Source organism: Stieleria varia, assembly GCF_038443385.1.
Taxonomy (GTDB): Bacteria; Planctomycetota; Planctomycetia; order Pirellulales; family Pirellulaceae; genus Stieleria; species Stieleria varia.
The window spans coordinates 5073246-5088609 of record NZ_CP151726.1 but is presented as its reverse complement, the minus strand read 5'-3'; the positions used below and the strand labels follow the sequence as shown (position 1 = coordinate 5088609).

Here is a 15364-nt window from a genome sequence, read left to right as displayed (position 1 = left end):
ATGAACGCAACAACAATGCAAATGGACGGACTGGATCAAATGTCCGCGTCCGTGTTTGACGGGTACTTGGTTCGCAAGGACCTCGTCCGGAAGTACGCCCGCCAATACCCCGTACCAACTTATGTGGTCGAGTTCTTGCTCGGTCGCTATTGCGCGACGGTGGACGAAGAGGAAATTGCTGAGGGACTGCAGATTGTCGAAAAGCAATTGCAGAACCGAACGGTGAAGACCGGCCAAGAGGAGGTCTTCATTAAGCAAGCTCGCGACAAAGGCTCAGTGAAGCTAATCGACGTGGTGAAGGCGAAGCTCGACACGAAGTCGGATTGCTACTACGCAGAAATTCCTAGCTTGGCAATTAAGGACGCGTTGATCGACGACAAACTGGTCGACGATCACGAGCGAATGTTGACGGACGGTTTCTACGCTGAAATCACGCTGGAGTATGACGCAGTTGTCGCCCAGGAGAAAAACGGGAGACCGTTCAGAATCGCGTCGCTGCGTCCCATTCAAATGTCGAAGTCAGACATCTTGGATGTACTGAAACGTGGACGAGCCGAGTATTCAACACAGCAATGGATCGACTTCATGGTTCGTTCAATCGGCTTGGAACCGACCGTGCTATCGGATCGGGCGAAGTATGTCGTCCTGCTGCGAATGGTGCCGTTTGTCGAACGTAATTACAACTTGGTCGAACTAGGACCGCGCGGCACCGGCAAGAGCCACCTTTTCCAGCAGATTTCGCCGTACTCCCATTTGATCTCCGGCGGCAAGGCGACCGTCGCAAAGATGTTCGTCAACAACGCCAGCGGACAACGCGGTTTGGTTTGTCAGTACGACGTGGTTTGCTTCGATGAAGTATCGGGCGTCTCCTTCGACCAAAAGGACGGCGTCAACATCATGAAGGGCTACATGGCATCGGGAGAGTTCAGTCGCGGCAAAGAGAGTATCCGTGCCGAGGGTGGCATTGTCATGGTCGGCAACTTCGATGTCGATGTTGAGCAGCAACAACGCATCGGCCACTTGCTAAGCCCTCTACCACCAGAAATGCGTGACGACACCGCCTTCCACGACCGTATTCATGCATTCGCTCCCGGTTGGGATTTCCCGAAACTGAATCCGAATGAGCACCTCACCAACCACTTTGGCCTTGTCAGCGATTTCCTGAGCGAATGCTGGACGAACTTGCGAATGCTAAGCCGCGTCTCGACATTGCAGAATCGGGTATTCTTTGGCGGCGCTCTGAGCGGCCGGGACATCGAGGCGGTCAACAAAACGATTAGCGGTTTGTTGAAGCTGGTGTTCCCCGATCCTGACATGGAAGTCTCAGACGAAGACCTGGAGTTGCTGGTCCGCTTGGCGCTGGAATCGCGCCGACGCGTGAAAGAACAACAGAAGAAGTGTCTCAAGAGCGAGTTCCGCAACACGCACTTCAGCTTCACGATGGGTGTCGACGGGGTCGAACAGTTCGTCGCGACACCCGAACTGCATAGTGACGCCGCGATAGACGGCGACCCGCTACCACCGGGCCAAGTCTGGGCAATCAGCCCCGGTTCGGGCGAAGCGGGCCCCGGGCTCTATCGATTGGAAGTCACCTCCGGTCCCGGTAGCGGCGTTCGAATCTTGAACACTCCGACGCCCCCATCTTTTCGCGAAAGCGTGAAGATCGGCGAACAGAATCTCTACACCCAGAGCAAGCAACTCGTAGGCGATCGCGATCCAAGAGCCCACGAGTTCTCCATCCAGATGCGTGCAATGGACAACGACCACAGCGGTGTCGGTATCGGCTTGCCTACTCTGATCGCATTGGCCAGTTCTTTGCTCGAACGAAGCACAAAAGGCGGCATGATCATCGTCGGTTCGCTGAACCTCGGCGGATCTGTAGAGATGATTCCCAACCCGGTCGCCATCGCCGAAGTCGCCATCGAGAAGCAAGCCACCACACTCCTGATGCCCGTCGCCGCCCGCCGGCAACTCAACGATCTGCCCGACGAGCTTTGGACGAAGATCAGCATCGAATTTTACAAGGACGCGCAGGACGCCTTCTTCAAGTGTTTGTTGGATTAGCTTCCGGGAAAACGAAAGGTACTACAGCGAGGCCATGAGTAAAGATCCAGAAACCAGTGAACGCCTCTTGGCATTGATTGCAGCGGCAAAAGATGGAAACGAAGATTTCGTTTTTCAGTGGTTGCTTGACTGCTGTGATGAGATTGACGCGCGTGACAATACACACGATGAATACAGCGCACTTCACTGTGCTGCAAATAAAGGCCACGTTGGTGTGATGCAAATGCTGTTGGTGGCTGGAGCCGATGTCAATAATCGGTCGGGTAAGCGTGTCGACGACGAAGGTGAGATTGTTTTTCAGCCCGGTCACACGGCGCTGATGCTGGCAGCTCGATACAATCATCTACTGGCAGTTGCGATACTCTTATCGGCTGGCGCTGACCCACAGATCCGCGGCGAGCAGGATTGGACTGCATTGCATTCAGCCGCTGTTGGCGGCAATGTCACGATCGTCGAAAAGCTTCTTTCTCTAAACGTCGACCATTCGGTCGCATCCAGCGGACGCCATTTCGATGAAGAGCTGGGGTGGTACTTTTTCAACACACCGATGCATGTCGCTGCAAGTAACGGAAATGCCGAAATTGTCTCTTGTCTCCTTGAGCATGGCGCGTCGCCACATGAGTGTTGGGTTGACAGTCGAACTCCCATTTTCTACGCCGCAGCTTACGGGCACCATGATGTGATTCATGTTCTCTGCAACCACGGGGTCGATTCCAATTCTCGTGAATCCAGGCATCCGGGTGGCTACTTCATTGATTACACGCCTCTGCACTACGCGGCTAGAAATGGGCACGTCGAAGCGGTCAAAGCTCTACTTGCGTGTGGAGCAGAGCCTCGGATTGTCGAATCGCACATGAAGGAAACGGCCTTGGACGTAGCTGAATCGAACGGACACGAAGAAGTTGCCTTCGTTCTTAGATCGCATCGCAAGCGATAACCAATCTCTGCACTGCAGATACTGAGCTGATTCAAAATTCCTCAAGCGTACAAAAAACCGAACCTGCAACAATTCTTAGATGAGTGAGGTGGTGCTGTTTTTGGGGGCCACCAGGAAGCTTGCGCCGCTCAGGCGGCGGCTTCGAACTCTGTCGGCGTTAGGTAGCCGAGAGATGAGTGGCGTCGCTGAGTGTTGTAGTACTCGATGTACTCGATCAACTCGTGTCTTGCGACTGCCATACTCTTGTATTCGGTCATGCTCATTTCCGTCTTGAGTGTTCCGAAACAGGATTCCATGAAAGCGTTGTCTGAGCTAGTCCCCAATTCCTGTACCACCAGCGGCGCGATTTAAGATGCTGCCGGTAGGTCGCCCTGGTCGGGCAAAACCGTGGTGTGAGTGGAGTGGTTGAGAACGTCTTGGCTTGCTTAGGCGGCCTGCTCGTAAACGCTTTGCGGTGTCTTTCCGCCGAGCGATTGGTGTGGCCGCTGGGTCGAGTAAAACTCGATGTATCGCTCAAGCCCTTTGTATAAATCGGCTATTGATTCGTAGGCCTTGAGATAGATGTCTTCGTATTTCAAACTCCTCCAAAAGCGTTCAATGAAAACGTTGTCAATCGCGCGTCCCTTACCGTCCATGCTCACCAAAATGTCTCGCGTTTGAAGCACCTCCAGGAAGCGATGGCTTGTGAATTGAACGCCCTGATCGGTGTTGAAGATCTCTGGTTGATTGCCCGATGCCACCAAGGCATCTTCTAACGCGTCAATGCAGAATGAACTCTCCAGGGTGTTGGACAGACGCCACGAAAGTACATGCCGGCTTCGCCAGTCGATAACCGCGGTGAGATACATGAATCCTTGCTCCATGGGAATGTAAGTGATGTCAGTGCTCCAGACTTGATTGACGCGTTCGATCTTCACGCCACGCAGCAAATACGGGTATACCGAATGCTCCGGGTTACGCAGCGTGGTCCTCGGACGCGGGTAAATAGCGACTAAATCCATAAGGTCCATCAATCGACGTACTCTTTTGATGTTGACCTGGTGTCCTTGCAGTTGAAGCCATTGGGTCATGCTTTGACGTCCCATGTGCGGATGTTCCAAGTGTTGTTGATCGATCAGCCTCATCAGCTTCAGGTTGGTCGGTGACTCGCTAGCTGGCTCCATGTAGTAGGTTGAACGTGGGAGTCCAAGCAGCTCGCACTGGCGACGGATGCTCAATGAGGCATGACCTGGTTCGACAAGCGATCTCAGTGCTTCAGTCGAATGTTGCAGCTTTTTTTTTGACCCACTCAAGCTCCATTTTGAGTCGTCCGATCTCCTCGTAGAGTTCGGATTCTCGCTGCTTGAATTCCTGCTCTCGAGAGCCTTTGTAGTCACGCTCAAAGATTTCTGGAGCTGCCTCGATGAGCTTTTTTTTCCAGGCACCAACCTGAGTGATGTGCACCTTGAAGTGAGTGGACAGCTCACGAGCCGTCTTCTGCTCTTTGACAGCCGCAAGGGCTACTTTTGCTTTTTCTTTCGCGCCGATGACTCTGCGTCGTTTGGCCATGAATCTATCCTTCGATTCGGGGGCATTAACCGACCAGCAGGGTACCAGCAAGATTGATCAAAAAGCTACCTTAGCTGGTGGTGCAGGAATTGGGGACTAGCTCAGTCATAGCAGTCGCCAGCACGACTCATGCTTTGACGCATTGATGCACGTGAGAGGATCCCACGGTAGCGTGTGCCGGCGTATTGGCCGCCACGGTCAGTGTGATGAATCAATACCGATGGCGGTTGCACCGAGCGAATCGATCGCTGAAGAGCTGTCACTGTTAGTTGTTCGGTCATGTCGTCGCGAAAATCCCAACCAATGATCCGCCGCGTGTAACGATCCATCAGCGTTGCGAGGTATCCGAAACCGATGCCAGCGACGGGAATGTACGTGATATCGCCAACCCAAAGTTGACCAGGTCCGCTGGGCTCCGGCAGGTCCAACAAAAGATTGGGGCTGTAGCCAAGCCGATGCCGGCTTTCCGTTGTCCGAGGCATAAACGACTTCGGCTGAATCGCGTGAAGTCCTGCGATTTCCATGATTTTGGCCACTCTCCGGCGGCTGCAATGAATGTTCATTGTTTTTAGTTCCTCGACGATTCGACGACTTCCGTAGCGGCGCTTGTGCTTTCGGAAGATCGCCGTGACCACCGGCGTCAGCGCAGCATCCGATTCTTCACGCTCCGAAAGTTCGAAGCGTCGCCAAGCTTGAAACGATGACCGATTGAGCGACAAGAAGGCGCAAACCTCTCGCTCGGATGCAATCTGCTGCTCAATGATTGAAGCGGCAGCTGGATAGACTTCAGCTACTCGTTGCGGCCGAAAATGATCAACGCTTTTTTTAAAACGTCTCGCTCTCGTTCGACGCGGCGCAGCTCATTCTCCAATTCTTTGACCCGAGCATCCATCACGTCGGCCACGGGCCCCGCTTCCGCCAATTGCTGTGTTTTCCAGCGACGGATGATGGTTGGGCAGGAAATGCCCAAACGTTCGGCTACCGACTTTGCAGAGTGTCCATCGAGGAGCATTTGCACTGCATCTCGCTTGAAGTCTTCATCGTACACTCGACGTGTTTTTGCTTTCTTGGCCATCCTTGGTCTCCATGTGCTAGTGATTGATCGTTGTACCAAATCTCTAGCTTCCTGGTGGCCCCCAAAAACGGCACCACCTCAGAGACTCAACTGCTTCGGTTGTTTCGTTGTTTGACAGAACTGGAGTGGACCATATTGCTCAGCGACTTGCATCTACGGTTGATGAAAACTAACTCCATTTCGCCCGACTTGTAGAGCTACAGCAATTAGAAAGAAGCTGAGAACCAGGAGATGGCGGCCCAGCTCGATGAGCGGGTGGTGAGCGCAACGCCTTGTGAAAAAGCAATTGAGATGCAAATGCTTTGACCCCGCATTATTGACCAAGCGTGTAGGATCTATTGTCTTTGTTGAAGGCTCGGTCGTATGCGTCGCTGCTCGTGATTTTGGCGTTGATTCTGGCTGTGATCGCACAACGGCCCCTCCCCAGAGTCGCTTTTCGTGTCGATGGGGGCCGTTACTAACGAAGCACTTCGCGCAGGTGGGCGTGCTCCGGGGAGGCATGAAGCCTTGGTCAACAATCGGTTTAGGCAGCGTCAGTTGCCAGCCTCAATACGCTCGATCAGGCGTGACCACAGCGGCTCGGCTGACTGAGCGATCCGCAGAACCAGTCTCCGCGAATGCTTGACCATCCAGCCGCCGACCTTCAGCACGGACCCAACGAAACTTCGCATGTCCCGATCACCACCAATTGAATCCTCAAGCTCATTACGACAGATCGTATTCAGATTGAAAACCTTCAACGCAAGCAGCATTGTCGCTTCGTTTTCCTAGAAGCCTTGCGCCGACAAGTGAACGCCAATCGACTCATTAAACTCGCCAAGCCGGACTTCGAACGTGCCACGCTTGCGGTAGTGAGCGAGCAGCTCGTCGGCACCGCGAGAATCCTCGGTCCAGTTAGTCACGAAGAGGAACCAACGCGGCATCAAGTTTAACGTCGCTCTCAGACCAGGGCGTGCGGAGTCCCAGTATTTGCTGATACAGTTCCCTATCTTGCACGGTGATTCTCCTTTGAGGAAACTTCGACCCAACCCACGAGCTTCCCGGATGGACCGCAAAATTCCAGGTAGGCCTGCGCTAGTTTTGAAGGTAGGTTGCCCTCGGTGGTGTGTGGCCGTCATAGTTGCCGAGGTGAATTTGACGTCAGCGTCAGATTCGGCAGCCTGCTTTTCCGAGAATCGGAACTCGCCAAAATCCTTCGCTTGGCTCTAAACCTCTTCAAACTCAAAATGGAACGCATCAACGAATTCACTATCGTTCTCACCGAAAGTCAGTAAGTCTTCATCGTATCTGGAGTAGCCTCCACGGAGCCAGTTCGATGACCCGGTGAGCAATCGTTTGCGATCGCAGATAACGAACTTTTGGTGCATCACTTTCGTCACGAAATAAACATCCCCACCAACGTCCTCAATCATTTTGGCTAGCTTGATTCGATTCTTTGCAGCGTGAAGGATCACGCGTACCGTGACACCTCGATTCGCTGCATCTCCGAGCTTCTTTCGTGTACGGGTATCGCTAAAACCGTAAATGTCAAGATCGATCGAACTGTCTGCTGCGTTCAAGGCATGCTCGATCGCCTCTGGTAACCCCTTAAATGGTGCCAATACGACGCCAACAGCAGAAACGGGACTTGCGAAAAGTAGAACTAGGAGAAATCGCATGGCTTCAGAATGACTCGGATGAGTGACCGCGACGCTAATTAGCGGCTATATCGAACAACAAAAACATCATTTTTGCCTTTCACAGGCTGGCCATGCATGGGGTAGTTTGCGGCCCCCGTCACATAAAATCGACCGAGAGCGTCTACGCAACTGCCGCCAGTCGTCCATGGGAAGGCCTCCTTCCACTCAACCGCGCCCGAATCAATATTAACCTTGGCAACGAACGTCGCTGAAGAAATGAAAGCGTGCTCGTTTGAAATCGCTGAGATACTATGCCCTCCACCATTCAGTGAAGTGATCAACTCGCGTCGAGTGCTGCCATCAATTCCCCAGTCAACTATAAAGTTCGGGTAGGAGATGCGGTCAATTGCTGTCGCTGTGGCATCCGATCGCCTATTGTTTGCTTGGCTGCCTTCCACCACGACCCGTCTCGCCCCTGTCGTCAATATTCGGCCATCGGGCATTACGGTGACACCGCTGGAAAGTTCGTTTCCAGGCAAGCCCGAAAGCTGTACAAAATCCCATTCGAGATTGTGCGACACTCTTGCGATAAACCCATCAGAACGCCCGTTCACATTAATACCTGCCAATGGCCCGTTTGTGTACCCAGCGATTATGGGCCTCCCGCAATGATCGAGCGTGATTTCGCCCGCAGTTGGCTGTGCGAAACTGTCATGGCCAAGTTTGAGCGTCTTTCGTAATCGCCCATTGCAGTCGTAGACCTGGATGAAAACGAACGTAACTGCTTCAAGAGTTGAGGCTCGACCATAGACGAAGACGGTGCCTGATCCATCGACCACGCAGTCCTCGGGAAGTGTTCTATGTCCGAAATGGAATTCGCGGTGGTAGACGCAGTGTCCTCGGACGTCGAATTTCCGAACGAAGCCGCGTTCATGACCTAGGTCGCCCATGCTGCCTACGACGAAACGATTGCCGCAGGGGTCGACGTCGACTCCCGTGGCGCGATCGTTGTTGCCACTGTGCCATTGATTTATCGTTACATTTTGTGGATCGCTAGTCGAAAAGGACAGCAGATACGCGTCATTCCCACCTGGATTTACGTAGCCGTCAAAAGCACCTTGAGTGCGGCCTACCACGTTTACTCGACCACAATGCTCTACTTTCACGCTGTAGCCAGCATCCTCTTCGAAGGTTCCACGCATCAGGGTCCAATCACGTACAGGTCCATCTGCGTTGACTGTCGATACGAGAGCTAATGCAAGTGTTGCCAAAGGCAAGACAAATAATCGCAGGTTGATTGTCATGGTCTCAGAGTCAGTTCGGTGGGGCTGTAGTCACTCGTTGCTTCGTTATGGGGGAAATCGCCGTCACGTTGAATTACGCGACACATCGGGCTCCAATCCCGCGCTGGACCAGCGGCGAACGCAAAGCCCAACATTGAATCGGGGTAGTTGTCGATGCCGTCATTGTTCGAGTCAGACCAGTTGGTATCGATCGACTCTTGGGGCTTGACCCATAACCACACCCCATCACGCACCATCGCCGTAAACGCATCATTTCCGGACTGTGTTTCGAAACTGTAATCAAAGTTGAAGTCGCCATTAGCAATACTCGGTATCGTCTGACGTCTCGCCCACTCTCGGAGTCCGGAGGCTTGCTCCTCCCGCAGCTCGGCGCGACGGCGGGCCAAGTGGTTTACCGTAATTTGGAACGTGGTTTTCGTCTCGCGTTCCAAGAGTTGGATCACAAGCGGCGACCGGTGGTTGCCGTCGTTCAACCGGAACCTACCCTCTTGGTTAAGTTCCTCAACTCCGATCAACTCGAAACGTTCTCGATTGAATAGGAATCGAAGGCGATCGGCTCTGCCCGGTGTGCTCTCCTCAGACTGGAACGAGGCCACCAAAGCATCGGCGTAGGTCCCAAGGGCTCTTGGTGAGACCTCGCTCAATGCCCAAACATCGTAGGTGCCCATTTGACGCATCTGCGAAAATATCACTTCAGCATCGGCTCCGCCTGATTCGACGTTCCAAGCCAGGATGCGGATCGTGTCGGCAGTTTCCGGGCGGGCCGGGACTGGTGAAGGCTGACATTGACGCGAATCTGATAGTGCAGTCCCTGCAGAATGGTCACACCCGGCAATGACAAGAAGCATCAAGATCAGAAGTATTTGCATCATGGATTGAAAGTCTACCAGATCTTCCGCGTAGACGGTGATCGGCTTACTGCTCCGAAGCTCTTGGGAATTGCACTGCGAGTGAGCTTCGGGTCCTTTTAGCACACTCGAAGATTCCGAAGAGAGCGAGCTAGTGATTTCGAACTCCCGATGTAGGCTGTTTTGGATCGCAGATCCACTGGGGTCCGTCTACACAGCCATGGAAAAAAGAAGTCTTCGTCAAACGCAAACGTATGGAGTCGCAAGACGAAATAGCTCCAAAGCCTAGCCATTCGCCGAGAAAGTATTGTTTTGCAATCACGCCTATTGGGCCGTCAGGCTCGGACGTTCAGAGAACGTGCCGATGGTTTGATTGCAGCCTTGATCAAGCCGGTACCGTCGGGTACGGGCTTCGACGTCAAAAAAACTTATTTCAGGAAATCGAGCCCAACGCGAATACAAAACCTACTAGAGGATCACACCGTAAAATAGGATGAAGAAAGTAGTGGAATCGCTACGTACTGACAAAAGAATTCGGCTTCTCAACAGTGGTGGACAGCCGGTGGGGTGTCGAGATTTTTTTTCCTTCAAGAGACATCGAGTGCGAGCTTCGATACCGGTAGCATGTGGATCTCGGCGTTTCAGTCAAGCAAGAGTAAGAGGAGCTTGGCCCCTGCTCCAACCAAGCGTTGCACGCATCATTGCCCGCGAGTTTGCGGCAGAGCAAATCGAAAACGCAACGTGCCCGATTACAATGCTGTTCAAGATTCCTCCCTGGATGCCTCATCGAAGAATACGCCCGATAATGTCGCAACTGCTTCCATTGCATCGCTACGGACCTCGATCAGCCGTTTGGCTGCAATGATGCGGTCGGGATACCTATCTCCGAGCGTCTGATCTATCGGGCAGCTGGACAAGTACGACAAGGTCGCCCTGAAGTAAGGCACCTGCTCCCGTAGATGCTTGTCTACAAAGTCGGGGGCAAGAATAGTGGAAGCAGCCGACTTGACTTCGCTACTTGCAGCGTGAATCAACTCGTCGATATCCGGCTTAACTTCATCAGCAATGTAAACAGCATGTTTCTCACAGATCTCGGCAAAATCGATCAGCTGATCACTGATCTCTGCGAGGGTATTACGGAGCCGCCGTTGCTCAGTATCGAGTCGTAGTTCAACTGGCGCATTCGAGCTTGGGTTATACGTCTCCAGTGACTGAACCAAAGCAAGCAGAATCGATCTCATTCGCCCTTGATCGACTACCATTCGCATGTAGTTGGCGTCTTGGTCCGCGAGCTTCCGCTCGACTCGGCGATCACGATTGAGCTCTGTCAAGGAGTTGATAGCTGCGGTTAACGACGCAGCGTACTGTTGTCGCCCAATAATTTCCTGCGCTTTCAGGCCCTCCTTTCGGTCTGTTTCAGCAAGCTTGTATTCGCCTGCTTGAATGATCAAGGCTGCAATCACGCCTGCGAGCGCCATCGAGGAAAAGAAAGCATTAACGACGCCGAAGCCGTCTCCAAACTGCGCTGTCGATGTCGGGTTGTTGAGGTGGTAAGTGAGCACTAGTCCCCAGCATAGAAAGAACACTAATCCCACGCCTAGGAATATTGAAACCAAAAGCCTCGTTCGTTTCGCGCGATTCTCGACATCGTTACTTGCCTCGTCTTTGCAGCTACAAGCTTCGGGGGTGTAAGGCAGTTGATTCATGGATCGGTAATGAAGCGTGGCAGGGTATCGCCGAGAAGGGCTCAGAGGGGAGTGCAATTCTGCAGAATGGACGCGGCTGGATTTGATGGGCTTCACGAAGCTCCAGAGACATTGAGCTTCGAGGATGATTTCGACGATTCGTTAGGTCAAGCTTTCATTATGAGCATTCAGTCTGAAGCCAAGTCTGTCCGCTGTCGGAATCGACTCTCGTGGCTGGAGGGTGACGGAATGGGCACGCCTAGCACAGGGTTTTGCGACGGTTGAGGCCAAGGAAAAAAACACAAAGAATTTCGAGATTTTCGGATTGCACACCCGCTTGGCGACGTCACTTGAGTGACAGGGCATTCGGCACTGGCGATGGCTTCTGTTCCTTCAGAGTTTTTAGTGTTTTGCAATATCATCCGCACGAACGGTTTTGAGGACAGTATTGTTTTTGCCGGCTGGAAGCTTCCAAGAAACACAAATTCGTTGTGACACATCCAGATGCTCGGGGCAATCTCAGCATCGGCGGAGTCGAGAGAGTGTGGTTAATGATGGTCTTGGACATGGCTGTACCAGTGGTGGGCGGTCGGGACGGTTCGGGACTATGTGGAGTATTTATTGAGCAGATAGGAGCGTTAAATGAGAGTGTGGGAGTGGCAGAGTGAGAATCTGCCAGTTTGGGTTGGGTACGGAGATCCTGAAGATCACTGGAACCGCAGGTTCAGCTTTGACAATAGGCTTACGGCTTGGCTCCGAATGTTTGAGGAGATGCCACCTGTTTGCAATCGATTCTTACCCGCTGGTTCTATGCCGATATCCATAGTGAGATCCCTAGCACGCTTACGTGTTCGGCAAATCGCTACTTGGTGCGGAGAGCATCCCATGTGGTTGCTTAACGCAGACCCACGGTGCCGAACTGATCAGCCTTGTGTTCGAATTGATCGAGGAAAAGTAAAGCGATATCGTCGCATTGAAGACCTGGCGTTCAGTATGGGGCGTTCTGCTCCTGCGGTGCTTGACGATCTGTGGCGTGGGAAAAAGGGGCTGTTTATCGACGATTTAAGATAGCGCGCTTTTTCATGAGGTGTCGTGAGAGAGGCTTTCGTCGCATCGACATCGGGGCTCTGTTTACAGCGTTCTTGAGCTCCCAAGAGGGCCAGTGTGTACCTGTTGAGTGACGAACGCTCTTTGAACCGATAGCCGCGCTCGTCTTGTTACAGGCCGTCAGAGGGCCGCCACAGCTACGGTGCTCGGAAGGATGGAGATGACCGGAGTTTGGTCCAGCGATTGGGTTTGTTATCTAGGCCATTGGTCGATAAATCACGTCCAAATCACTGGGGGATCACCGAATTGCGAAATCGCGTGCTCTCTGGCCATCAGTTGGCTCACTTTTCCTGAACCTTGGTGGACAAAGTGGTGCAGTCTGGAAATCGCGAAAACACCGTCTTTTCCGGGGTAGATCTGAGCTGGTTCACTTGGTGTAGCTATTTTCAACTCCAAAAAATATTAACGAGAGAGACCACATACACGCCTTGTAGCAATAGCGTTCGCTGAGTTGGAAACGACCGAACCAAGTGCACCAACTCCCCTACCGGGCGACATTGATGACTGATTGAACCTCAAACCGATTCAGGGAGAGCAAGTAGGCAAGAGACATTCTACATGCGACTCCTGGTCACAACTTGCTGTATACACCGGCATGAACACGTTCATCGTCGGGTTATTGAGCTCGCACCGACGAGCAAACACCGAAACCCCAATAGGTCTGCTGGAGTCATCGGTGATCTAACTGCAGGCCAAAAAAGAAACATGGAATATCCATACACAATTACTGAGTTGCAAGAGAATTACGTACGTTACTTCGTTGTGAACTCTGACGAAGAAAAGGCTCAAGTTCTCGAAAAGCAGAGACCTACTTCAAAGGGGATGTTTTGCCCTGTGAATCGCCCTCGAAACGGCACAAAGCTGGGCAAAAGAACTCGCAACAGTGACCACGATCGGTACACCAAAATGTTTGTCGACTTCGATCTTGTTGACAGCGATGATCAGTCCGAAGCGGCGCTGCGCGAGGTTAAGAAGGTCGTCGAGAGACTTACGGAACTGGGTGTGCCCAAGCCTAGAACCTTTTTCTCTGGCCGAGGCTACTGGCTCCTCTGGCCATGCGACATCCCGCCAGAGGGACAGCGCGATCTCCAAGCATTTCAGAAATGCGTCAACCTTCTCGTCGACAACAATATCGTTAAAGTCGACACAACGGTTAACGACCTTGCAAGACTGATGCGAGTGGAAGGCTCGATCAATCCAAAGTCCGGTCGTGTTTGTGAAGTGATTGACAATGGTGATGGCGAAATGACGCTGGAAGAACTGAGGCGTCTCATCGGTGAACTCGGCGGCGACGTATCGGAATCCAAGCTCGGTGCGTTGTCCAACACGATGATTGACTTAGACGCCATAATTGAGTGGTGCAACAAACACGGGCATCCAGTCACCCTACGAGAGAAAAAGCAAGACGGCATACTGTACACTCTTGATTTTGCTAGGTGCCCCTTCCGAGGGCAAGAAGACGCGAACGCCTCACTTTTGGTTTGCTCCGATGGACAGTTGCGGTTCAAGTGCTTCGAGGCGAACTGCAAGTCACGAGGGCTCACAGATCTTGAAGAGCTCTTTGGTGAGAAGTTTGAGGAATTCCTTCATCAACCAACGTTGATTGACGGCATTGAGTACCCGATTCACCATTCGCTTGTTACGGCAGAAAGTCTCGCTGCACAATACAACTACATTCACCACGATGGGCAGGACTATATCTATAGTAAGGGGTGCTACCAGGAAGTCTCGCCTGACGAACTACGGGCTCTTGCGATCAAGGTTGGCACGAAGAATCTCCGAGACCACCACCTAAAAATGCAACGTGCAGGCACTGCGACGACCCCTAAAGATCTAAGCGATGCGCACACAAAAACGGTAGTCCGACATCTTCAAGGCCGGTATAGGACCGATCACTGCAAATCAAAGTTCAGACGTGACGGAGCCGACATCTCAACACTCTTCGCCTTCAACAATGGAGTCCTGGACATTGCGACTGGTGAACTGTTCGATCACGACCCAAAGTACTTCATTCGCGATCGAACACCGTGCAACTACGAGCCAGACGCTGAATCGCCTCGCTTCAAAGAGTTTCTTAGATCTTTGAGGATGACAGAGGAAGAACTTTGCACATTGCAAGAGTACGTAGGTTACCTATGCTTCTCATCCCGCTGTTTGCAAGTGATTGTCCTCTTTTTGGGTGCGACTGGAGCTGGCAAGGGAGTCTTGGCGAGACTGATCATAGCTATCGTTGGCGGACAGTCTGCCACAGGGTCAATCGCCTTGGCAAAACTCACGGGTGACTTCGCATTGGAAAACTCGTTCAACAAGCGGTTGATTATTGTAAACGAAGCAGATGGGAATATCGGGCGTTCTAGCTCGCAAGTCATTTCTTTCCTGAAGCAGATGTCAGCGGGAGATGACATGCCACTTAATCGGAAGAATCGCCCAGAAATAACGGTGCGATTTTCAGCTCCAATTTTGATGATTAGCAATCAAATGCTCTGTCTTGAAGATGAGTCCGGGGCGTTGCAGCGTCGGATGCGATATGCTCGATTCACCGAGTCCTTTGCAGGAAATCCCGATCATGGTCTTGAGGCAGAATTGCATGCTCAACTCCCTGGGATTGTAAATTGGGCCTTGGCTGGGGTGCGGCGCCTCGAATTGAACGGTGGGCGTTTTACTCAGCCAAAAAGTTGGCAGGAATTCAGTGACTCACTTTCGAGAGAGTCCGCACCGCTTAAGAGCTTCATTGATGAGTGTTTTGAACTTGATGAGTCCGCGTGTACAAGTCATCACCTCATCGCACGTCTTTACGAGGACTGGAATGAAGAAGCTGACAAACCGACTCCCGGTAAGCTGGCGAAGCGGCTGATTGAAGCGGAGCCGAAACTACTCAATTCAGGAAAGCTAAACAATCCATTCGCTGAGTCAGTAGGAAGTCACAGAGTTTACCACGACCCAAGCATCACTAGGGTTGAGCGTCCACGCGTAGTCAAGGGGTTGCGTCCGATGGAGCTGGCTGTATGAAGCGATTTACTAAAAAGTGTGCTCGAGTTTTGTTCTATCGAGCAGCAACTGACACACTCTTGGCTCGGAAGGCCGGAAGAAGGGGGCAGTCCATGAAAACCAAACTGCTCGATCGCGAGTTAGAGGTCGATTCGAATAGTGTCTTCAGTGATTCCAACGCCCGAGAAC

General features: G+C 52.4%; 12 protein-coding genes and 1 pseudogene. 3 read left to right on the top strand and 10 right to left on the bottom strand.

The window, feature by feature from the left end:
• Positions 1–2064, top strand: coding sequence for a BREX system Lon protease-like protein BrxL (gene brxL, locus Pla52nx_RS17140; RefSeq protein ID WP_197454903.1), 2064 nt, complete (start codon positions 1–3; stop codon positions 2062–2064).
• Positions 2065–2098: 34 nt separating this feature from the next.
• Positions 2099–3001: an ankyrin repeat domain-containing protein gene (locus Pla52nx_RS17135; protein WP_146522119.1), complete on the top strand. Its 903-nt coding sequence runs from the start codon at positions 2099–2101 to the stop codon at positions 2999–3001.
• Positions 3002–3129: 128 nt separating this feature from the next.
• Here Pla52nx_RS17135 and Pla52nx_RS17130 read toward each other — a convergent pair whose 3' ends face one another.
• The 10 genes and pseudogenes from Pla52nx_RS17130 to Pla52nx_RS17085 all read right to left on the bottom strand — a co-directional run bounded on the left by Pla52nx_RS17130 (position 3130) and on the right by Pla52nx_RS17085 (position 11101).
• Entirely contained in the window at positions 3130–3336 is a 207-nt protein-coding gene (locus Pla52nx_RS17130; RefSeq protein ID WP_390620404.1) for an integrase core domain-containing protein, read from the bottom strand.
• A 90-nt stretch (positions 3337–3426) separates the two neighbouring features.
• Positions 3427–4549 (bottom strand): IS3 family transposase gene (locus Pla52nx_RS17125; RefSeq protein WP_146522120.1). Its coding sequence is split into 2 segments (ribosomal slippage): positions 3427–4281 and positions 4283–4549, totalling 1122 coding nucleotides; the frame shifts between segments, so codons are not numbered across the junction.
• Positions 4550–4650: 101 nt separating this feature from the next.
• Positions 4651–5319 (bottom strand): annotated as a pseudogene (locus Pla52nx_RS17120) (IS3 family transposase); the annotation flags it as partial.
• Positions 5320–5339: 20 nt separating this feature from the next.
• Entirely contained in the window at positions 5340–5624 is a 285-nt protein-coding gene (locus Pla52nx_RS17115; protein WP_231742305.1) for a transposase, read from the bottom strand.
• A gap of 533 nt (positions 5625–6157) precedes the next feature.
• Entirely contained in the window at positions 6158–6376 is a 219-nt protein-coding gene (locus Pla52nx_RS17110; protein WP_231742306.1) for a hypothetical protein, read from the bottom strand.
• A 15-nt stretch (positions 6377–6391) separates the two neighbouring features.
• The gene (locus tag Pla52nx_RS17105) at positions 6392–6526 is read right to left on the bottom strand and encodes a hypothetical protein (RefSeq protein ID WP_261344269.1); all 135 of its coding nucleotides are present in this window, start codon (positions 6524–6526) and stop codon (positions 6392–6394) included.
• Between the two features lie 303 nt (positions 6527–6829).
• A complete protein-coding gene (locus Pla52nx_RS17100) occupies positions 6830–7282 on the bottom strand; it encodes a phospholipase D-like domain-containing protein (RefSeq protein ID WP_146522122.1) in 453 nt (150 codons plus the stop codon).
• Between the two features lie 38 nt (positions 7283–7320).
• Positions 7321–8547, bottom strand: coding sequence for a hypothetical protein (locus tag Pla52nx_RS17095; RefSeq protein ID WP_146522123.1), 1227 nt, complete (start codon positions 8545–8547; stop codon positions 7321–7323).
• Positions 8544–9419 (bottom strand): hypothetical protein, encoded by an 876-nt coding sequence (locus Pla52nx_RS17090; RefSeq protein ID WP_146522124.1) that lies wholly within the window; start codon positions 9417–9419, stop codon positions 8544–8546. The genes Pla52nx_RS17095 and Pla52nx_RS17090 overlap by 4 nt, the downstream gene beginning before the upstream one ends.
• A gap of 737 nt (positions 9420–10156) precedes the next feature.
• A complete protein-coding gene (locus Pla52nx_RS17085) occupies positions 10157–11101 on the bottom strand; it encodes a hypothetical protein (protein WP_146522125.1) in 945 nt (314 codons plus the stop codon).
• 1791 nt (positions 11102–12892) lie between these two features.
• Here Pla52nx_RS17085 and Pla52nx_RS17080 point away from each other — a divergent pair.
• On the top strand, positions 12893–15196 hold the full coding sequence (locus Pla52nx_RS17080; protein ID WP_197454904.1) for a DNA primase family protein: 2304 nt from the start codon (positions 12893–12895) through the stop codon (positions 15194–15196).
• Positions 15197–15364 lie beyond the last annotated feature (168 nt).